The organism is Sphaerisporangium sp. NPDC051011 (genome assembly GCF_040653595.1).
GTDB lineage: Bacteria > Actinomycetota > Actinomycetes > Streptosporangiales > Streptosporangiaceae > Sphaerisporangium.
In genome coordinates this window covers 190959-209931 of record NZ_JBFAGG010000007.1, presented here as the reverse complement: position 1 = coordinate 209931, position 18973 = coordinate 190959, and the positions used below count along the sequence as shown (strand labels likewise).

At 70.6% G+C, this 18973-nt stretch carries 16 protein-coding genes; 10 read left to right on the top strand and 6 right to left on the bottom strand.

Going from position 1 to position 18973, the window contains the following annotated elements; genetic code table 11:
* Nucleotides 1–366 precede the first annotated feature (366 nt).
* The 3 genes from AB0H21_RS18290 to AB0H21_RS18280 are packed head-to-tail and all read left to right on the top strand — an operon-like array spanning nucleotide 367 to nucleotide 3869.
* Nucleotides 367–1770 (top strand): hypothetical protein, encoded by a 1404-nt coding sequence (locus AB0H21_RS18290; RefSeq protein WP_358517600.1) that lies wholly within the window; start codon nucleotides 367–369, stop codon nucleotides 1768–1770.
* A 12-nt stretch (nucleotides 1771–1782) separates the two neighbouring features.
* Nucleotides 1783–2589, top strand: a complete 807-nt coding sequence (locus tag AB0H21_RS18285; RefSeq protein ID WP_358517598.1) for a transporter substrate-binding domain-containing protein — start codon at nucleotides 1783–1785, stop codon at nucleotides 2587–2589.
* Nucleotides 2586–3869 (top strand): MFS transporter, encoded by a 1284-nt coding sequence (locus AB0H21_RS18280; RefSeq protein ID WP_358517597.1) that lies wholly within the window; start codon nucleotides 2586–2588, stop codon nucleotides 3867–3869. Before AB0H21_RS18285 ends, AB0H21_RS18280 begins: the two co-directional genes overlap by 4 nt.
* 55 nt (nucleotides 3870–3924) lie before the next feature.
* On the opposite strand, the gene AB0H21_RS18275 is transcribed toward AB0H21_RS18280, so the two are convergent.
* From AB0H21_RS18275 to AB0H21_RS18265, 3 genes are read right to left on the bottom strand one after another with little or no spacing between them, the layout of a single operon-like run.
* Nucleotides 3925–4125, bottom strand: a complete 201-nt coding sequence (locus AB0H21_RS18275) for a DUF397 domain-containing protein (RefSeq protein WP_358517596.1) — start codon at nucleotides 4123–4125, stop codon at nucleotides 3925–3927.
* Nucleotides 4126–4139: 14 nt separating this feature from the next.
* Nucleotides 4140–4343: a DUF397 domain-containing protein gene (locus AB0H21_RS18270; protein ID WP_358517595.1), complete on the bottom strand. Its 204-nt coding sequence runs from the start codon at nucleotides 4341–4343 to the stop codon at nucleotides 4140–4142.
* The gene (locus AB0H21_RS18265) at nucleotides 4331–5170 is read right to left on the bottom strand and encodes a helix-turn-helix transcriptional regulator (RefSeq protein WP_358517594.1); all 840 of its coding nucleotides are present in this window, start codon (nucleotides 5168–5170) and stop codon (nucleotides 4331–4333) included. The genes AB0H21_RS18270 and AB0H21_RS18265 overlap by 13 nt, the downstream gene beginning before the upstream one ends.
* Nucleotides 5171–5308: 138 nt before the next feature.
* On the opposite strand from AB0H21_RS18265, the gene AB0H21_RS18260 reads away from it, so the two are divergent.
* The 6 genes from AB0H21_RS18260 to AB0H21_RS18235 all read left to right on the top strand — a co-directional run bounded on the left by AB0H21_RS18260 (nucleotide 5309) and on the right by AB0H21_RS18235 (nucleotide 14639).
* Complete coding sequence (locus tag AB0H21_RS18260) at nucleotides 5309–5812, top strand: hypothetical protein (protein ID WP_358517593.1); 504 nt, start codon at nucleotides 5309–5311, stop codon at nucleotides 5810–5812.
* Between the two features lie 243 nt (nucleotides 5813–6055).
* Nucleotides 6056–6472 (top strand): hypothetical protein, encoded by a 417-nt coding sequence (locus tag AB0H21_RS18255; protein ID WP_358517592.1) that lies wholly within the window; start codon nucleotides 6056–6058, stop codon nucleotides 6470–6472.
* Between the two features lie 215 nt (nucleotides 6473–6687).
* Nucleotides 6688–10014 carry an FtsX-like permease family protein gene (locus AB0H21_RS18250; RefSeq protein ID WP_358517591.1) on the top strand — a complete coding sequence of 1109 codons (3327 nt, stop codon included), beginning with the start codon at nucleotides 6688–6690 and terminating at the stop codon, nucleotides 10012–10014.
* The gene (locus tag AB0H21_RS18245; protein ID WP_358517590.1) at nucleotides 10011–12740 is read left to right on the top strand and encodes an FtsX-like permease family protein; all 2730 of its coding nucleotides are present in this window, start codon (nucleotides 10011–10013) and stop codon (nucleotides 12738–12740) included. Before AB0H21_RS18250 ends, AB0H21_RS18245 begins: the two co-directional genes overlap by 4 nt.
* A gap of 19 nt (nucleotides 12741–12759) precedes the next feature.
* Nucleotides 12760–13707 (top strand): ABC transporter ATP-binding protein, encoded by a 948-nt coding sequence (locus tag AB0H21_RS18240; protein WP_358517589.1) that lies wholly within the window; start codon nucleotides 12760–12762, stop codon nucleotides 13705–13707.
* A complete protein-coding gene (locus tag AB0H21_RS18235; RefSeq protein ID WP_358517588.1) occupies nucleotides 13704–14639 on the top strand; it encodes an ABC transporter ATP-binding protein in 936 nt (311 codons plus the stop codon). Before AB0H21_RS18240 ends, AB0H21_RS18235 begins: the two co-directional genes overlap by 4 nt.
* Before the next feature lie 106 nt (nucleotides 14640–14745).
* Here AB0H21_RS18235 and AB0H21_RS18230 read toward each other — a convergent pair whose 3' ends face one another.
* Nucleotides 14746–15684 carry an NmrA family NAD(P)-binding protein gene (locus tag AB0H21_RS18230; RefSeq protein ID WP_358517587.1) on the bottom strand — a complete coding sequence of 313 codons (939 nt, stop codon included), beginning with the start codon at nucleotides 15682–15684 and terminating at the stop codon, nucleotides 14746–14748.
* 120 nt (nucleotides 15685–15804) lie between these two features.
* On the opposite strand from AB0H21_RS18230, the gene AB0H21_RS18225 reads away from it, so the two are divergent.
* Nucleotides 15805–16374, top strand: a complete 570-nt coding sequence (locus AB0H21_RS18225; RefSeq protein WP_358517586.1) for a TetR/AcrR family transcriptional regulator — start codon at nucleotides 15805–15807, stop codon at nucleotides 16372–16374.
* 481 nt (nucleotides 16375–16855) lie between these two features.
* Here the strand turns inward: AB0H21_RS18225 and holA are convergent, their stop codons facing one another.
* Together holA and AB0H21_RS18215 are read right to left on the bottom strand one after the other, a co-directional pair.
* Nucleotides 16856–17824 (bottom strand): DNA polymerase III subunit delta, encoded by a 969-nt coding sequence (holA, locus tag AB0H21_RS18220; protein ID WP_358517585.1) that lies wholly within the window; start codon nucleotides 17822–17824, stop codon nucleotides 16856–16858.
* Between the two features lie 543 nt (nucleotides 17825–18367).
* Nucleotides 18368–18526, bottom strand: a complete 159-nt coding sequence (locus AB0H21_RS18215; RefSeq protein WP_358517584.1) for a hypothetical protein — start codon at nucleotides 18524–18526, stop codon at nucleotides 18368–18370.
* Between the last annotated feature and the right edge of the window lie 447 nt (nucleotides 18527–18973).

The following is an 18973-nucleotide window of genomic DNA, read 5'->3' as shown; positions in this document are numbered from 1 at the left end:
TCGCGAGCGCCAGAATGCCGCCCAGTAGCTTTTCGAGCTTGGAATTAATACGACCCTGGGACTTCAGGTCGTTGTTTGTGCGAGTGGGGGTTCGTGTTATTTCTCCGTTGTCCTGGGAGCGGCCCCCATCACTATTCAGGCCCGCATTTCGGCCTCTAAATGCGTAGAATATGCGGCCCAGGCGGCGTGATCAGGGTGGTGACGGTGGGGTCCGATGCGGCCATTTCTGGACATAGAGCCCCGATACGGGCGACGTCCGGGCGAAGATCCTTGACACCGTCTAAGGTAGGCCCATAAAAGATGACATGGCCGGTCCAGGGAGACCGGGTCCCATCCGGCAAACCCCGCAAGGGAGGCCGAAGCAGCTTGACGATCACCTCTGCCGTGGTGCGGGCGCGCACCCGTGCCGGAAAGACCTGGCCGGACAGCACCGTCCCCCGACGCATCCGCCTCATCTCCGGCATCACCGTGATCGCGCTCGCCCTGCTGTTCGTGACGCTCGCGGGCACCACACAGATCGCCAGAACGGGTCTGCGGGTCATCGGGCACGACGCGGGACCCCAGGTAGTGGCCACCGCCGGGCTGTACTTCGCGCTGAGCGATATGGACGGACAGATCGCTCTCGTGCTGCTGATGGGCAAAGCGCACGGCCAGCGGCGCGCCGAGGCGCTCCAGCAGTACGAGCGGCGCCGTAACGAGGCGGGCCGCACGCTGATGCAGGCCTCGGCGCTGGCGGGGAGCGACCCCAGGAAGAGGCGGACGATCCAGGCCGTGTTCGACGGGCTGGGCCGCTACGAGCGACTGGCCGGCCAGGCCCTGCTGCTGGACGAGCAGGCGCGGCACGCCCCCGGGCCACCTCCGCGGCAGGTCCTGGACACCTACCGCGAAGCCACCGACCTCATGCGGGAGGAACTGCTGCCGCAGGCGTACAACCTGACCTTGGAGAGCGGCACGATCGTGCGGCGCGTCCACGACGAGACGCGCTCGTCCCTGAGCGCCGGGCGCCTCGTCGTGGTGGGGGCAGGCGTGCTCGCGCTGGGCTGCCTGGTATGGCTCCAGGTCTTCCTGGCACGGCGGTTCCGCCGGGTGATCGCCCCGGCACTGCTCGTCGCCTCGGCCATAGCCGCGATGTACGTCTACACCGGGTTCACCGTCCTCGACCGGGAGGCCGGCACGCTGCTGACCGCGAAGCGGGACGGCTTCGACTCGGTGCTCTCACTGGCCAGGGCCCGGGCGATCAGCAACGGAATGCACGGCGACCAGACCCGCTATCTGCTCGATCCGCAGCGCGCCGACACCTACGAGCACACCTACCTGGACGCGGCCCAGTCGGTGCTCTACGTCGAGGCCGGCAACGTGAAGACCTACCACGATCAGGTGTCGGCGGCGCTCGACGCGTCTCCGCGACGGCAGGGCTTCCCCGGATTCCTCGGCGCCGCGCTCGCCAAGCAGGACGGCGAGCTCGTGAGTGTCACGCTCACCGACTACGACGGCTTCCAGCGCGCCGACGCCGACCTGCGACTCCTCGGGACGGAAGGACGACGAGCCGAGGCCGTCGCCGTGCGGCTGGGACCGCTGAGCGAGAAGTTCGACGCCTACGACGCCAAGCTCCTCGACCTGTCCGAGCGGCACCGCGCCGTCTTCGAGAGGGCCGTCACCGACGGCGAGGACGCCCTCGCCGATCTGTGGTTCCTCCTGCCCGCAGCGATGGTCTCCATCGCCGTCCTGGTCGTGGCCGGGATCCTGCCGAGACTCGGCGAGTACCGCTGAGAAGGGAAGTCCATGCGTGCCTTGCCGGTGGCGATCGCGCTGACAGTCCTGCTCGTGGGGGCGTGCGGCGGGTCCGCGCCCGACTCGATCGTCGGAAAGAAGACCGTGGTGGTCGGAGTACGGCCCGACCTGCCCGGACTCGGCCTGCGGCAGCCGGACGGATCCTTTGAGGGATTCGACGTCGACGTCGCCACCTACCTGGCCGGAAGACTCGGCGCGGGCGTGAAGTTCGTCGCCGTCCTCGCCGCCGACCGCGAGGCGGTCCTGCTGGACGGACGGGCCGACCTGGTCCTCGCCACCTTCAGCATCACTCAGGAACGGAAGAAGCGGATCTCCTTCGCCGGGCCGTATCACGTCTCCTACCAGGACATCATGGTGCGGTCCGATCAGAAGGGCATCGGCAACGTACGAGACCTCGCGGGGCGCGCCATCTGCGCGGTTGAAGGGTCGAACGCGGCCGAGCGCGTGGTCGAGGAGCGCGGGGTCGCCGCCAGGCTCGTCCCCGCCAAGGACTACGACCAGTGCCTCACCCTGCTCAAGGAAGGCGCCGTTGACGCGATCACCACCAACGACGTGATCCTCGCCGGGCTGGCCAAACGCGAAAAAGCCGGCCTGCGGCTCGTCAACGCGCGGTTCAACGAGCAGCGCACCGGCGTCGGCATCAGGAAGGGAGACGTGGAGGGCTGCGAGGTGCTCAACCGTGCGATCACCGACCTGTACCAGGACGGCACGGCGGCCAAGCTCATGACCAAGTGGTTCGGCGGCACCGGCCTTGACCTCACGTCTGTCCACGTCCCCCGGTTCGAAGGCTGTGAATGATGGCGGGCACCCGGTCGCGTGAGGTCATCCTCGCCTGCCTGATCGGCACCTCGCTGGAGTGGTACGACTTCTTCCTCTACGGCACCGCGGCGGCGCTCGTCTTCGGGAGGCTGTTCTTTCCCGAGACCGACCCGCTGACCGGCACTCTGCTGGCCTTCGCGACCTATGGGGTCGGGTTCCTCGCCCGGCCGATCGGCGGTGTGCTGTTCGGGCACTTCGGCGACCGGGTGGGCCGCAGAAACGTCCTCGCGGTCACGCTGCTCGTGATGGGGCTGGCCACCTTTCTCATCGGTCTGCTCCCGACCTACGCCACCATCGGCGTCGCGGCACCGGTCCTGCTGGTCTTTCTGCGCTTCGTGCAGGGGCTCAGCCTCGGCGGCCAGTGGAGCGGGGCGGTGCTCCTGTCGGTGGAGCACGGCCATCCCGCCCGGCGCGGGCTGTACGCCAGTTGGCCGCAGGTCGGCGTGCCCGCGGGCAACCTGCTGGCCGCCGGAACGCTCGGGCTGGTCAACGTGGTGCTACCCGACGACGCCTTCCTGACCTGGGGCTGGCGGCTCCCCTTCCTTCTTTCCAGCCTGCTCGCACTCGCCGGGCTCTGGATCCAGGCCAACATCGCCGAATCGCCGCTCTTCACCCAGGTCTCCACCCGGTCACGCCTGCCGCTCGCGGAAGTGGTCCGTACCCATCCGCGTGCCCTGGTGGCCACGTTCTGCGCCCGGATCGGAGTGGACGTCGCCTTCTACGTCTTCACCCTGTACGTGCTCACCTACCTCGTCGACAAGGTCGGCGTGTCCCGGGACACCGGTCTGAACGCGGTCTTCATCGCCTCCGCCTCCCAGATCCTGCTCATTCCGTTCTTCGGCGCGCTCTCCGACCGGATCGGGCGCCGTCGCGTGTACCTGGCGGGCGTGATCGGCGCGTCGGTCTGGGCCTTCGCCTTCTTCCCGCTGCTCGACGGCGGATCTTTTCCCGCGATCATGCTCGCCGTCGGCGTCGCGTTGGTCGCGCACGCGGCGATGTACGGTCCGCAGGCCGCGTTCATCGCGGAACTCTTCTCGACCCGGCTCCGCTACAGCGGCTCGTCCCTGGGCTACCAGCCCGCCGGGGTGGCCGGAGGGGCGCTGGCCCCGATCATCGCCATCGTCCTGCTCGACCGGTTCGGCACCACCACCGCCATCTCCCTCTACCTGCTGGCCGCGCTCGCGATCACGGCCCTGGGGTTGGCGATAGCCCCGAAACCGGTCGCCTGGACCGCCGAACTGGCTCCACGACGACAGTGAGCCGCGTACGGCGGGACCCGAACCGGGGGGCGCGGGTCCCACTCGTCTTCCAAGCTCAGGCGCTCAGCTCACCGGACTTGAGGCTGTCGCGGAATGCGGCCCACTCGGTAGCGGAGATGCGTAGAGCCAGGCCGTGTGGGCGCTTGCTATCCCGAACCGCCAAGCCGCTGTCAGGCAAAGCGGCAACCTCCACGCAATCACCAGTGGATCCGCTGTATGACGACTTGACCCATTGGGCGCTGGTCAGTTCGTTCATCTCCGCATTTACTCTCAGGCGCCCAGCTCACCGGACTTGAGGCTGGTGCGGAACGCCACCCACTCGGTAGCGGGGACGCGCAGCACGGCGCCGTGCGGGCGCTTGCTGTCGCGGATCGCCATGCCATCGTCATGCAGCACGGCCAGTTCCACACACTCACCGCCATTACCGGTCGAGTATGAGGACTTGATCCACTTGACCTTCGTCAGGCCGTCCATCTTTCCATCCCCTCCTTGATCATTTTTAGCGAGCCCTCGCGTGGAAGTGCGCTGGCCCGAACGGCTTCGTACCGGGCTTGGATTCCTCGTACTTCCTTGGTCTGAGCGACCACTTGGCCTCTACCAGCGGATTCGAGATAGGCGACCTCGCGACCGTCACGTAGTTGCGCGAGGAAGAAGCCTCCTCCCAATCCTGCGGTGCAGGCTGCCGTTACCGGAACTATCTGGATCGTGATACGCGGACGTTCAGCCAGATCCAGGAGGTGCGCCAATTGCCCTCGCATGACGGTTGGACCACCGACAGGTCGCTGCAGAACCCCCTCGTCCAGTACGGCCCACAGCATAGGTGGGTTCTCGCCTTCGAGGAGAGTTTGTCGCTCAAGTCGAGCCGCGACGCTCTTATCGATCTGGTCGTTCGTGCTTCCCGGCTCTCCGCGAAACACCGCCCGCGCGTAGTCCTCCGTCTGAAGGAGGCCCAGCACGAGTGTCGGCTGCCATGCGCGCAGGGTCACTGCTTGCTGCTCCACCTCCAGCCATGGGTAGAACCAGCGCTGGTTACCGTCCATGCGGCACTGTTCCCACACCTGGATCAGGGTGCCGTTGACGCCGAGGGCCTCGTCGCATTGCTCGACGAGTTCTCGTTGCTGCGGTAGCCGTAGCCCCCTTTCTATCGCGCCCATCGCGGCTCCCGTGTAGCCGAGTTTGCGGCCGAGCTGGGACTGGGTCATGCGCACCTCCATGCGGAGTCTGCGCAGCTCGTAGCCGAAACGGGCGGCCGGCGAGCTCTCGGGGTTGGTCGTCTGCGGTCGCGCCACCTGCTCCTCCACGCAACGGAATGCAACGGAAAACAATCTGCGGCAACCTCGCCATGATGCCGACGTCGTCGCTTTTCGCTTACGGACAGTAGGGCCTGGGAGCACTCTTGGAGAGGCGAATCAAGAACCAGGAAGGAAATGGTGTCCCGCATGCCACAGGCAATCGCATCCAAGACCATCACGCAAGCCCGAAAATCCGGACATCCCACCGAAAGCGTCGATATCGCTTTTGAAGCGGCGGAAACGCTACAGCGGAAGCTGGCCTTCTTTCATATCTCCACGGACATCAATGTGGGGAAGGGCGTCGCGCTGATATCGGTGTGGGCCGACCTGATCGTATGGACGGACGGTGAACTCGGGTACTGGTGGTGGTCCGGGCGGTACTCCTCCCCTGGACGCAAGCTCTACGCCTGGGGCCCGGTGCTGGATCCGGTGTCCGTGGCACGCCGGGTGGCCTGCCGATTCGCGGAGACCTTCCACGACCACCCGCTCTCGGCGGCGATCATCCACATGCTTTCCACGGTCCGGGACGGCTGGCAGTTTCCGCCGCGACTGAGCGGCTCCGTTCCCCCGAACGCGTTCGCTCACCTGAGCACGGCCGCTCCCCCGAGCGCGACCGTACCCTGGAATCAGGGCGTCGCCGGACCCGCGTGATGCGCCTTTGCACCACGCCTTCCACGCCTTTCCGCCGGACCGTACGCCGTCCGTCCCGAGAACCCGCCATTCGCGGCCGAGCCGCGTCTCCCGAAAGGGCACGCCCGTCTGCGGAATTCGAGCAGGCGTGGAGGCGCGCCGTACGCGCGATGCGCGCCAAAGGGATCGGCCGCCGGGAACTCAGTGAAACGGCCGAGGCACTCGGATTATCCCCTCTCACCGACCAAGAATGGGCCGACATCGATGAACACCCATGACGCCGTCTCGGAGAAGCGCGCGGACGAGGACGCCGAGCTGCTCGCCGTCCTGCACCGCCACCTGGCGGGCGACAGCGTCCGAAGCCGCATCTACAAGCGGATGCGGCTCGCCATCGGCACCCAGACCATCCCGCCCAGCCGCGCGTACTCCCCCACCGAGCTGATCGTGTACGACGCGGATGGGAAGGGCCGGGCCAAGGTCACCGTGCGGGTCAGGTTCTGGGGCACGGCCTTCCTGGTCACCCCGTCCGACGATCGCCCGATCTTCCAGTTCCCGATCGCCCAGATCTCCGAGGTGATCCACTGGCTAACCCTCCTCACCCGCGAGGAGCCGTCCGCACAGCCCGTCCCCGGCCCGAGCGCCCGTGGGCCGCGCGACGATCTCCCTCCCGATGCCCGCTGAGCTGAGTGCGCCGCCGACAGTCCCGGACGAGACCCGCACCGCCGTGCCCGCGCGAACCCGCCATTAGGAGCGAGATTGGAAATGTCACGATTTCGATATCACATGCCAGTTTCCGCTGCGTATCGGCTGTATCACCGTGATTCCCGAGCCCTTCTTTTGTCGGTGCCGATAACTAAGGTGGCCGAAACGGGAATGCGGCGGCGGGGAGGCGATCCATGCGGGGGCGGACACCTCTGGTGCTGCGGCGCGCGTTCAATGAGCCGCTTCTGCTGCTCGCCGCGTTCGGGTCCATCCTCCTCGCGACCACCACGCTCGTCGCGCTCACGATGTACGCGTCCTCGGTCGCGGACGTCGGCGTGCGGCGGGCGATGGAGACCGCGCCCACCTCGACCACCGCCACGAAGATCACCGTCCCCGTCCAGAAGGACACCTTCGGCGGCATCGAGAAGGCGGTCCTGACCAGGCTCGACGCGCTCGGGAAGAGCGGCGGCCAGGTCGTGCCGAACACGGTGACGCTGAGCGCCCGTTCGGACTCCTACGCGCTGCCCGGGCAGGAGCGGCTGGGCCATCCCGAGCTGACCCGCTTCGGCGCCTACGAGGGGCTGGACGGCCAGGCGCATCTCGTCACCGGCCGGTGGCCCCAGGCGGCGACGACAGGGACGGTGGAGTTCGCCGCGTCCCAGGCCGTCGCGCAGACGATGGGCCTCACCCCGGACCGGCCGTTCACCATGATCGGACGCCTCGACCACAAGCCCGTCCAGGCCGTCCTCACCGGGATCTTCCAGCTCGACGACCCGTACGCCGACCGCTGGGAGGGCGAAGAGCTGCTGCGCCGGGGCGCGGAGCGCGGCGACTACACGACCTACGGCCCGCTGATGGTGCCGAAGGAGACGTTCCTCGCCCGCTTCGCGTCGTCGAGCGTCACGGTGAGCTGGACGTCCGTCCCCGATCTTCGCGACCTGCGGCAGGAGGGCCTGCGCCCGTTCGCCGCGTCGGTGGCCGCCCTCGGGGACGATCTGAAGCGCGACTGCCCGTCGTGCGGCACCTTCAGCCGCCTGCCGGACATGCTGACCCAGCTCGACCAGGCGGCGCTGGTCGCCCAGTCGACCATGCTGGTCCCGGTGCTGCAACTGCTGCTGCTCGCCGCGTACGCGCTGATCCTCACCGCGCGTCTGCTGGCCGACCACCGCCGCATGGAGGTCGCGCTGCTGCGCTCGCGCGGCGCGGGCAGCCTGCGGCTGGCGTTGCTGACGGCGGCCGAGGCGCTGCTGGTGGCCGTGCCGTGCGCGCTGGTCGCGCCGTTCCTGGCCCCTCCCCTGCTGTCGCTGATCAACGCGCTGCCCTGGATCCAGGCCGCCGGGGTCCGCATCGCGCCCGAGCCCGGCCTCACGACCTTCGCCGTGTCCGGTTCGGTGGCGCTGGCCTGCGCCGTGCTGCTGGCGCTCCCGGCGCTGCGCGGCGGGCGCAGGACGTACGTCGAAGAACAGTCGGCGCGCGGCCGGGGCGAGAAGCAGGGCCTGCTGCAACGGGCCGGCGGCGACGTCGGGCTGCTGGTGGTGGCGGCGCTGGCGATCTGGCAGCTCCAGCACTACGGCGCCCCGGTGACCGCCACGGCGGGCGGCGACCTCGGCATCGACCCGCTCATCGTCACCGGCCCGGCGCTGGCTCTGCTGTGCGGCGGCATGCTCGGCCTGCGGCTGGTGCCGCGCGTCTCGCGCATCGCCGAGCGGTACACCTCGCGCAGGCCCGGCCTCGCCCCCGCGCTCGGAGCCTGGCAGGTCAGCCGCCGTCCGATGCGTTACTCCGGGCCCGCCCTGCTGCTCACGATGGCGGTGGCCATCGGCGTGGTCTCGATGGCCACGGCGGCGACGTGGCGCGCGTCGCAGGTCGACCAGGCCCGCCACCAGGCGGCGGCCGACCTGCGGGTGTCCGGGCCGGTGGAGTCCGGCGAGCTGGGCCCGCTCGGCCGGGGCGCGACGTACGCCGCCCTGCCGGGGGTCACCGCGATCAGCCCCGTGTACCGCGGCTCGGCGACGTTCTCGGGCGGCACCGGCACGCTGCTGGCCGCCGACGCGAGCAAACTGTCCACGCTGCTCATGCTCCGTCCTGATCTGACCACCGACCCGCTGGCCACGCTGGCGGGGCGGGTGGCGGCCGGCCGCCCGGACGTGCGCGCCGTCCCGCTACCCGGCACCCCGGCCAAGCTGACCATGGACGCGACGCTGAGCCTCGGCGGCGGCACGACCCTCCAGCCGGGGGACGAGTTCCACCTCGGCATGGTCGTGTCGGACGCGCTCGGCGCTCAGCGCCAGGTGACGCTGGCGCCGCTCGTCCCGGACGGGCGCCCGCACCCGGTCACCGCGGACCTGAGCGCGCTCGCGGGCCGGTCCGGCAAGCTGAGCCACCCGCTGGCGATCCGGGGCTTCGTGTTGCGCGTGCCGCTGGCCGTCCAGGACGGCTTCACGCTCGCCGTCGCGCCGCCGGTCACCGACACCGGCGCGCGGGTGGCGATGCCCCGCGGCGTCCAGTGGGGCCACACCGTGCGCGGCGAGGACGCCACGGGCGAACAGGTCACCACGGGCGGCGCCACGCTCTTCACGCTGACGGTGCCGAAACCCCCGGCCCAGGCCCCCGCGGTGGACCAGAAGTTCATGGCCCTGGTCGCGGCGCCGGCGGGGGTCGCCAACCGTGACCTGTTCCAGCCGGTCACCGCCACGGACGAACCGTCCCCCGCGCACGCCGCGTCCGTCTTCAAGCCGCTGCCGGTGGTGGTCACCGCCGACATCGCCGCCAAAGAGAAGCTGGCCGCGGGCAAGACCGGGGTGCTGACGCTGGACGGGCAGCCCGTCACGGTCGCCGTCGCCGCGATCGTCCAGGCCATGCCCGGAACCGCGCCCGGAGCGCCCGCCGTCCTCGCCGACCTGCCCAGCCTGCTCGCCCGCGACCTCGCCTCGGCGCGCGAGCCCCGCACCCCCGGCGAGTGGTGGATGTCGGCCCGCGACGGCGACCCGTCGGCGGCCGTGACCCTGCTCTCCCGCCACCCGGAGTGGGACCAGACCATCGTGGACCTGGACTCACTGACCAGGCGGTTCCGGGACGATCCGCTCGCCAGCGGGCTCCAGGGCGCGCTGATCCTGGGCTTCGTCGCCGCGCTGATCTTCGCCGCGCTCGGCTTCCTGGTGAACGCGGCCGTGGCGGCGCGGGAGCGGATCTCCGAGTTCGCCATCCTGCGGGCGCTCGGCCTGAGCTTCCGGCAGATCTTCGGCCTGCTGGCCGTCGAGCAGGCGTTCCTCATCGGGTTGTCGCTGGTCGGCGGCACGCTGCTGGCCGCTGGCGTCGCGGCGCTGGTCGTCCCGCACATCGTGCTGACCGGCCAGGCGGCGGCCGTCACCCCGGGCGTTCTGCTGGACATCCCCTGGCCGGCGACGCTGGCGATGCTGGTCGCGCTCGGCGCCGTCCTGTTCGGGATCGTCGCCGGCCTCGCCCGGTCGCTGCGCCGCCAGGGCCTCGGCCGCGCCCTACGCATCGGGGAGGATCGATGAGCCCACTGCTCCCGCTCAGGGTCTACCGGGGCGCGGCGGCCGTGCTGGCGCTGCTGTCCCTGGGCACCGCGCTCCTCGTCGCGGGTCTGCCGCGCGGGTTCGAGCTGGCGTACGACGACGCGCTGCACCTCGTCGTCGACGACGCCTCCGCGAACCAGACCGACCTCGCCATCCGGCTGATGCCGCGCATGCACAGCCAGGACCTCGCGCGCGAGAGCGACTTCCGCGGCAGGGACGCGCAGTGGCGCGCGATCATCCCCCCGTCGCTCGCGCCCGTCCTCGACTCGAGCCCCGGCAACGACAGCCACTACTCGGCGAAGACGGTCGGGACGCCGGTCGCCGGGCGCATCGGGTCCGACCCGGTTCCGCTGCAGTTCGTCGACCTGGGCTGGGTGTCCGGCGCCGATCGTCGCATCCGGTACGTCGAGGGCACGCCGCCCGGGCCGCCGCAGACGGTCGCGTCCGTCCCCGGCCACCCCGACCTGGTCGACGTCCCGCGGTTCGACATCGCCCTGGCCAAGCGCGCGTCCACGATGATGCGCATCCCCGTGGGCACCACGCTGATCCTGGGCAACAGCCATCCCTCGCTCGCCCGCGTCACCGCGCTGTTCGAGCCGGTGGTGCCGACCGACCGGTACTGGGACCACAACCTCGACGCGGTGCAGGTCACCGTCCGGCGCGTGGCCGGGTCGGACGTCGAGGAACACCACATCACCGCGCTCGTCGACATCAGCTCGGTGGAACGGCTCAGCAGCAGCGACCGCGACCTCCGGTACAACTGGATCATCGGCCTGTCCCCCTCCGCCCTCAACGCCCGCAACGCGCCGGAGCTGATCACGGGCGCGGACGAGTACGAGCAGGCCATCCGCGGCCTGGTCGGCCGGTCCATCAACAGCTACGCGCAGGTCGCCGGGTTCGCGCCGTTCCAGCTCGACACCGGGCTGCGCGAGTTGCTGCGCGACTACCTCCGGCGGCTCGCCACCGCGCAGACGCTGATGTTCCTCGTCATGGGCGGGCTGCTGGTCGTCGCGGCCGGGGTCATGGCGCTGTCCGTCCAGTTGCTGACCGAGCGCATGGGCACCTCCCTGTCCCTGATGCGGGCCCGCGGCGCCTCGCTCGGGCAGGTCGTGCGGACGGCGGCGGGGACGGTCGCGCTCGCCACCTTCCCGGCGATCATCGCCGGCTACGGGCTGTCGTACCTGCTGCCGGGCCCGGTGACGCCGATCGTCCACCTCGGCCCGCTGCTCATCGGCTCCTTCGCCGTCGGGTTCGCGGCGGTCCGCGTCGCCCTCGCCCACCGCACGCCGCTGCGGGAGCGCCGCGAGGACATCGTCGCCCGCCGCCGGTCGCCGCGCAGGACGATGCTCGAACTGCTGATCGTGGTCCTCGCGCTGGTGGGGGCCTACCTGCTGCGCACCCGCGGCCTGACCACCGAGCTGGACGCGCTCGGGGCCGACCCGTTCCTGATGCTGGTACCCGCCGCGCTCACCCTCGCCGCGGCGCTCTTAACGCTGCGCTGCTACCCGTATCCGCTGCGCGCCGTGGTGTGGCTGGCTGCCCGGGCGCGGCCCGCCGTCCCGTTCGTCGGGCTCACGCTGGCGGCCCGCGCCCGATCGGTGACCGCGCTGCCCGTCGTGATCCTGCTGCCCGCGCTCGCCGTGTCGGTGTACGGGGCCGTGGTCGGCGGGACGCTGGACACCACGCAGCGGCTCGCCGCCTGGCGGTCCTCGGGCGCGGACGCCCGGGTCGAGAGCGCGGCCGAGCTGCCCGCGAAGGTGATCGAGCAGGTGCGCCGCACCCCGGGCGTGCGGGCCGTGGTGCCGGCCGACAAGGGCATGGCGCAGATCGGGTTCGGCGGGCGGACCGCGACCGTCGTCGCCGTGGACCTCGACGCCTACCGCGAGATCGTCACGGACAGCCCGCTCACCGTGCCCCACCTGGACGACGACGGCGCGGGCGGGGCCGGGGCGCCCATCCCCGCGCTGGTCTCCCCCGACCTCGCCAACCTGAGCACGTTCGAGATCGGCTGGCACGTCCGGATGAAGATCGTCAAGAAGGGCGTGATCACTGGAGGGCTGCCCGGCATCAGCTTCGCCGAGCGCAACGTGATCATCGTCCCGTACGACGCCTCGAAGCGGGCCGGGGCGCGTACCTATACGAACATGCTGCTGCTCGGCGCGGACAAACCAGGCGGCGGCGGGATCGACGCGACCGCGCTGCTCAACACGACGGGGAACGTCCCGGAGATCTTCGTCGAGACGCTCGAACGGGCCCTGGACCACGTCACCAAGACCCCGCTGACCGGCACGATCAAGACCAGCTTCCTGGTCGTCACGATCGCGATGGCCGTGTACGCGCTGCTCACCGTGATCATCGCGCTGGTCGTCGGCGCCACCGAGCGCACCCGGGCGCTGTCCTACCTGCGGACGCTCGGCCTGTCCGAACGCCAGGCCGCCAACCTGACCGTCCTGGAGATCGCCCCCCTGATCCTGATCACCGCGTGCGCCGGGCTCGTCCTCGGCCTCGCCCTCCCCTCGGCCCTCGGCCCCGGCATCGACCTGCGCGCGTACGCCGGTGCCATCGCCATCGGCGAGTACCACCTCGACCCGACCACGCCGATCCTGCTGGCCGCCGGCCTCGCCGCCGTGGCCCTGGCCGGCGCGTTCGTCCATGCCGTGTCCGGCCGCCGCCGATCCCTCGGCTCGATCCTGCGAGTGGGTGACTAGTGAACGAGTGGGTGACCACGTGAACACGCCGACAGTGAACACACCGACGCTCTCGGAACTGGAGGCGCGCGCCGGCAAGGGCCAGCCCGTCTTCGGCGAGCACGCGCACATCCTGTGCGACAACCTCGTTCGCATCTACAAGACCGAGGGCGTCGAGGTCGTCGCCCTCCAGGGGCTCGACCTGCTGATCGACAAGGGCGAGCTGATCGCCATCGTCGGCGCCTCGGGGTCGGGCAAGTCCACGCTGCTCAACGTGCTGTCGGGGCTGGACGTGCCGACCGCCGGGCTCGCCCGCGTGGCCGGCACCGACCTGCTGTCCATGACCGCCAAGGACCGGCTGCGCTACCGGCGGGAGGTCGTCGGGTTCATCTGGCAGCAGACCGCGCGCAACCTGCTGCCGTACCTCACCGCCCGCGAGAACGTCCGGCTGCCCGTCAAGCTCGCCGGCAACCGCGACAAGGCGGCCGACGCCGACGAACTGCTGGAGCTGCTCGGCGTGGCCTACTGCGCCGACCGCAGGCCCGACCAGATGTCCGGCGGTGAGCAGCAGCGCGTCGCCATCGCCGTCGCGCTCGCCAACTCCCCGGAGGTCGTCCTCGCCGACGAGCCGACCGGTGAGCTGGACAGCGAGAACTCCGAGCAGGTCTTCGCCGCGCTGCGCCGCGCCAACCGCGAGCTCGGCGTCACGGCCGTGGTCGTCACGCACGACCCGCTGGTGTCGGAGCAGGTGGACCGGACGATCGGGATCCGCGACGGGCGTACGAGCAGCGAGACGCTGCGCCGCGAGGGCACCGACGGCGGGATCATCGCCGAAGAGTACGCCGTCCTCGACCGCGTGGGCCGCCTGCAGCTTCCCCGGGACTTCACCAGCGCGCTCAACATGGAACGGCGCGTCCGGCTGGAGCTGGAGCGCGACCATATCGGCGTATGGCCGGACAAGCCACTCTCGTCGGAGGACACGGAGTGAACAACCACGAAACCGGCCAAGCCCCACTGAACGCGCGCGACACGCATGAACCCCGCGACACGCGGCATGAGGACGGTCCCCGCTCCGCGCCGTACGAGCGCGACTCCCGGGCGCGTTCGGAGGGGCTCGACGAGCGTCACGTGCCGGACCGGACCGGCGCCAGGGAGGCGGATGCGGTCGCCTTCACCGGCGAGCCGGAAGCCGCCGGCGCCGCCTTCACGGGCGAGCCGCTGGTCGTGGTCGAAGGGCTTCGGAAGGTGTACCGCACCGGACCCAAGGAGGTCGTGGCCCTGCGCGACGTCTCCTTCGAGGCCTACCCCGGGCAACTGGTCGCGATCAGGGGACGCTCGGGGTCCGGCAAGACCACCCTGCTCAACCAGATCGGCGGCCTGGACCGTCCGGACGCCGGGCGGGTGCTCGTGGACGGCCACGTGGTGACCGAACTGGCGGAGGCCGGGCTGCTGGAGCTGCGGCGGGACGTCATCGGGTTCATCTTCCAGTCGTTCGGCCTCATCCCCGTGCTCTCGGCGGCCGAGAACGTCGGCGTTCCCATGCGACTCACCCGTACCCCCGCAGGCGAGCGCGAGGAGCGCATCCACATGCTCCTGGCCATGGTCGGGCTGGAGAAGCACGTCAATCAGCGCCCTTACGAGCTGTCGGGAGGTCAGCAGCAGCGCGTCGCGGTGGCCCGGGCCCTCGCCAACCGGCCCCGGCTGCTGATCGCCGACGAACCGACCGGGCAGCTCGACTCGGGCACCGGACGGCAGATCATGGAACTGATCCGCGCGGTCGTCCGCAGCGAAGGCGTCACCGCACTGGTCGCCACCCACGACCCCAACCTGATCTCCCTGGCCGACACCGTCCTCGAACTCCACGACGGCACCCTGACCACGACGACCACCCGGCCGGCCCCGGCCCCTACGGCCGCATAACCCCTGCCCGTCACCCCCGCTCCGGGGGTCCACTCTTGGGGGTCCGCTCCGCCTACGCCTGGCCCTGGCCGCGCGACGAACCAGGAGTGCACGTCCCCGGGCGGTGTCAGGCCGTGGCCCGGAGGTGCTCATGCGCCCATTTCTCGAAGGTCGTGAGCGGGATGCCAAGGGCCCGCGCGAACTCCGGGCGGGCGGGTTGACCGACCACGTCGATGAACTCGTGGGACCTGACGCCCGGCCCTGGCATTCCCGCGGCGACCGCCTCCTCCATGGTCATGTCGGGCGCGGCCAGCCCGGTGCCCAGAGCGCGGGAGAGGACCTCGGCGATCTCCGTCATCGCCAGGTAGTCGCCCGCCAATTCCAGCTCGACCCCGTGGAACCGCTCCGGTGCGGCGATGGCCGCGGCGGCCGCCGTGCCAATGTCGTCGACCGCGACGAGGGAGAGCCGGGTGCCGGGCTTCAGCACGGTCACCAGGCCACCCTCGACGCCGCGGGGGAACAGGTATGCCACGGACGGGAGGAAGTTCTCCATGAAGAAGCCCGGCTTGATGATCGTCCAGTGCGTGAAGCCCGCCGCACGCACGCGGTCCTGGGCGCCGACCTTGGCGGCGTAGACGGGCTCCATCGACGCCCAGCGGCCGTCAGCCCAGCCAGGGGCCTCGATGTGCCGCCCCGCCCCCGAGACGGAGGTGTGCACGAAGTGCGGCACGTTCGCGGCCAGGGCGCCTTCGACCAGGTTGACGGCCTGGGTCAGTTCGCCTTCGAAGTCGAAAGCGCCCTCCTTCATCGGGGGCATCTGCACCGAGAAGACGGCTCGCGCTCCGTCCGCGGCCCGGATCACGGAGTCGCGGTCGTGGAGGTCGCCGGTGACCAGTTCGGCGCCGAGCGCTTCGATCGCCCGCGCTCGGCCGGTCGCGGGGTCGCGCACCAGCGCCCGGACGGGAACGCCGACCGCGAGCAGGGCGCGTGCGGTGGCGCCACCCTGCTGTCCGGTGGCACCGGTGACCAGGACGGGTGCGGAATCGGTGGACATATCGGTGGACATGGGCCTCTCCTGTGGGGCGCGGTCGTATGTGGGGCTGGGTCAGTAACCGGCGGACCCCGCCGTTTATGTTTTAGGTAAGATACGGCGGACCCCGCCGGTTAGCAACTCTGAGGTGACGTCATGCCCGTCCAGCGCGCGGACGCCCGGCGCAACTACGCACGCCTGCTCGCCGTGGCCGAGGAGGCGATCGCCGCGCACGGCGCCGACGCGTCCCTGGAGCAGATCGCCCGCACCGCCGGAGTCGGATCCGCCACCGTCCGCAGGCACTTCCCCAGCCGCCAGGCACTCCTGGAGGCGGTCTTCCGCGAACGTGTCGAGACCCTGTGCGCCCACGCCCGCGACCTGACCGGCAGATCCGACACCCGTGCCGCGCTGCTGGAATGGCTGAGCGCCGTCACCGCGGACGCCTCGACCATCCGCGGGCTGGCCATCGCCCTGACCCGCGACCGGGCGAACGACCCCGACGCGGCGCCCGAGAACTGCGCCTCGGCGCAGCTCACCGAGGCGGGCGACCCACTGGCGCGCCGCGCCGCGAACGACGGCGCGCTGGCACCGGGCGTGACCATCACCGACCTGCTCACCCTGATCACCGGCATCGCCCTGGCCACGGAACACCACCCGAACCCCGCCGCCAAGGCGAACCGCCTACTCGACCTGGCCGTAGCGGGACTCAGCCCCCACCAGGGCTGAGACACGCCCGAATCGGTGCGCGGCAAGCGCGTCCGGCCCCGGCGGCGTCCCGGCGAGCCCTCAGGTGTGGCCCTGCCGGCCACAGCCAACAGAAGGCATGAAAAGGACGAAATCCCGCTCAACCACCCAGCGCTGCCGGCCCAGACCAGAGCCGTGTCCGGTGCCGCAACAGCCGATCACTGGCCAGACCTGCACCTCACGAACCATGCGAAGGTACCGCCGTGGCCGTGGTCATGGGCGCGTCGCGGTCGGCGAGCACCATGGCGGGGCATTAACGGGGCCGGCCGCCTTGCCGCGCACCTCGGGGATGGCCTCGGCAACGGCAGAAGCTGGGCGACGTCGTTGCGGGTTCGCACCGTTAACGATCACGGCAAGAGGGGTGCCGATGGCATCGGTGATCGCGCCCGCTCGCAATCGTGCCGACATCGACCACAACGGTACGGATCAACCCACACCCGGAGCTCCAGTAGGCGAACGGGGCTCAGCGGCCGGTGCGGTTCGCGACGATCACCTGGACCGTGCGCTCCAGGGCGTACGCGGGGTCGGTGCCGCCGCCCTTGACCTGCTCGTCGGCCACCGCGACGGCCTGCATGGCACGGGCGATGCCCTCGGGCCCCCAGCCATTGAGCTGGCGCGACACGCGGTCGACCTTCCATGGGGGCATGCCGACATGGCTCGCCAGACGGCCGCCGCGCAGGCCGCGGGGCGCGCTGCCGACCTTGGCCAGCGACCGGACGCCGCCCGCGAGCGCGCTGACGATCAGCACGGGCGCGACGCCCGTCGACAACGCCCACCGGAGCTGTTCCAACGCCTCGGCGAGCCGCCCCTCCACCGCGCTGTCGGCGACCGCGAAACCGTTGACCTCCGCGCGCCCCCGGTAGTAGCGGGCGACCGCGGCCTCGTCGACCGCCTTGCCCGGGGTGTCGAACGCGAGCTGGCCGCACGCCGCGGCAAGTTCACGAAGATCGTTGCCCACGGCGTCCAGCAGAGCCTGCGCCGCGTCCCCGCCGATCGATCGGCCATGGGCCCGCATCTCGCGCTTGATGAAGTCCAGGCGCTCGCCCATCTTGGTCAGCTTGGCGACCGTCACGACCGCGGCGCCGGCCTTCTTGACGCCGTCCACCAGCGCCTTGCCCTTGACGCCGCCGGGGTGCACGAGGACCACGACGGCGTCCTCCGACGGCGTCTTGGTATAGGCGACCAGCTCGGCCACGACGTCCTTGCCGAGATCCTGCGCGGAGCGGAACACCACGACCGCGCGATCACCGAACAGCGACGGCGACGTCAGACGGGTCAGCTCGCCCGGCTCCACTTTGGCGCCGAACAGGTCCTGCACCTTGGTCTCCGGATCGGACGCGCGCGCCGCCGCGATCACCTCACTCACCGCGCGATCGGCCAGCAGTTCCTCATCACCGATCACGAGCGTCACAGGGGCTGGGTCGGTCGCCATGCGAGCAGCATGCCACGCCTGCGCCCCCAAACGACAACCCACCCCGAAGGCCCCGCCGCGCTCCCCCAACCCCACCCTGCTCGCGAGCCCTCGGACCACACTGACCGACAACACACAAAGCGGTGGACATTTCGCGGACGCTCAGCGGGCGGATCGAGCAGGTCCGCCTGCGGGGGCGACGACGCGTTGGCTGCGGAGCAGGACGTGATGGACCCCTGCCGGCGGTGGACCGTGGCACTCGCCGAGCGACTGAGGACGTACGGCCGCTGGGCGACGGAAGGCGTGCGCCGGCCGCTCGACTGAGGGCGCGCGCCCGCTCAGTGCCGGGTGCTGGGTACCTGCGGATCCGTGGCGGGGCGCGTCGGCCGGCCACAAGGTGCTGTACGTCCGCTCAGCGGCGATGGGCGCGCCCGCTTTGCCATGGGCGGCGGCTCGCGTTCGGTGAGCGATGGGTGATGTCCGCTCGAACCGTCCAATCGGTGAGCGGTGCGTCCGTCCGAACCGTCTAGGCGTTCAGGGCGGCGCAAGAGGTGTCGATCGGCGTCAGCGCGTGGCGGTGACGGGGCGCCGGGCGTGGAACTCGGTGTCCAGGTCGGCGGCGTAGACGGAACGGCAGCACTCGGCGCAGCGGAAGAGGACGGGGCCGTCGTCGAGGGTCGCCCCGCAGCGAGGGCAGTCGTGGCGCCGCGGGTTGGTCGTCATAGTGGGTTTCACCTCCTGTTTCGTTCTCGTGGCTCTAGACTCCCAGAGCATACCTGCAGTTGGATTGCCGGTTACTTGCAATCTGACTTCCAGTAACCTCCTGTGACTGGTGTGCGAAAAAGGGGTTAAAGAGGCATATAGGTTTTGTCATCATCCAGCGGCCGATCCAGCAGCTCTGGGGGCTGGTCCGGAACGGCGGTGCGGCACGGCCATCGACGTGCCCCAGCGGCGACCAACCCCGGGTTGAGCAGCGGAGGCCCTCCCGGCTCGGAGCGCCGGGTGTCGTGACTGGCCGAGTGCTGCGGCGGCCGGAGTCACAGCGGCCCGCAGTATCACGACAGGGCAGATTGTCACGGCGGGCCCAAGCGCCAGGAGGGGCCAATCGTTACGAAAAGCCCCAAATGTCACGGCAGACCCGGAGCGTCACGGCGGAGCGCCGGGTATGGC

What these genes read in the sequence shown, in the direction of transcription:
- AB0H21_RS18285 (WP_358517598.1), top strand. Translation starts at nt 1,783, where the DNA reads ATGCGTGCCTTGCCGGTGGCGATCGCGCTGACAGTCCTGCTCGTGGGG.
- AB0H21_RS18280 (WP_358517597.1), top strand. Translation starts at nt 2,586, where the DNA reads ATGATGGCGGGCACCCGGTCGCGTGAGGTCATCCTCGCCTGCCTGATC.
- AB0H21_RS18275 (WP_358517596.1), bottom strand. Translation starts at nt 4,125, where the DNA reads ATGAACGAACTGACCAGCGCCCAATGGGTCAAGTCGTCATACAGCGGA.
- AB0H21_RS18270 (WP_358517595.1), bottom strand. Translation starts at nt 4,343, where the DNA reads ATGGACGGCCTGACGAAGGTCAAGTGGATCAAGTCCTCATACTCGACC.
- AB0H21_RS18260 (WP_358517593.1), top strand. Translation starts at nt 5,309, where the DNA reads ATGCCACAGGCAATCGCATCCAAGACCATCACGCAAGCCCGAAAATCC.
- AB0H21_RS18255 (WP_358517592.1), top strand. Translation starts at nt 6,056, where the DNA reads ATGAACACCCATGACGCCGTCTCGGAGAAGCGCGCGGACGAGGACGCC.
- AB0H21_RS18250 (WP_358517591.1), top strand. Translation starts at nt 6,688, where the DNA reads ATGCGGGGGCGGACACCTCTGGTGCTGCGGCGCGCGTTCAATGAGCCG.
- AB0H21_RS18245 (WP_358517590.1), top strand. Translation starts at nt 10,011, where the DNA reads ATGAGCCCACTGCTCCCGCTCAGGGTCTACCGGGGCGCGGCGGCCGTG.
- AB0H21_RS18230 (WP_358517587.1), bottom strand. Translation starts at nt 15,684, where the DNA reads ATGTCCACCGATATGTCCACCGATTCCGCACCCGTCCTGGTCACCGGT.
- AB0H21_RS18225 (WP_358517586.1), top strand. Translation starts at nt 15,805, where the DNA reads ATGCCCGTCCAGCGCGCGGACGCCCGGCGCAACTACGCACGCCTGCTC.
- holA (WP_358517585.1), bottom strand. Translation starts at nt 17,824, where the DNA reads ATGGCGACCGACCCAGCCCCTGTGACGCTCGTGATCGGTGATGAGGAA.
- AB0H21_RS18215 (WP_358517584.1), bottom strand. Translation starts at nt 18,526, where the DNA reads ATGACGACCAACCCGCGGCGCCACGACTGCCCTCGCTGCGGGGCGACC.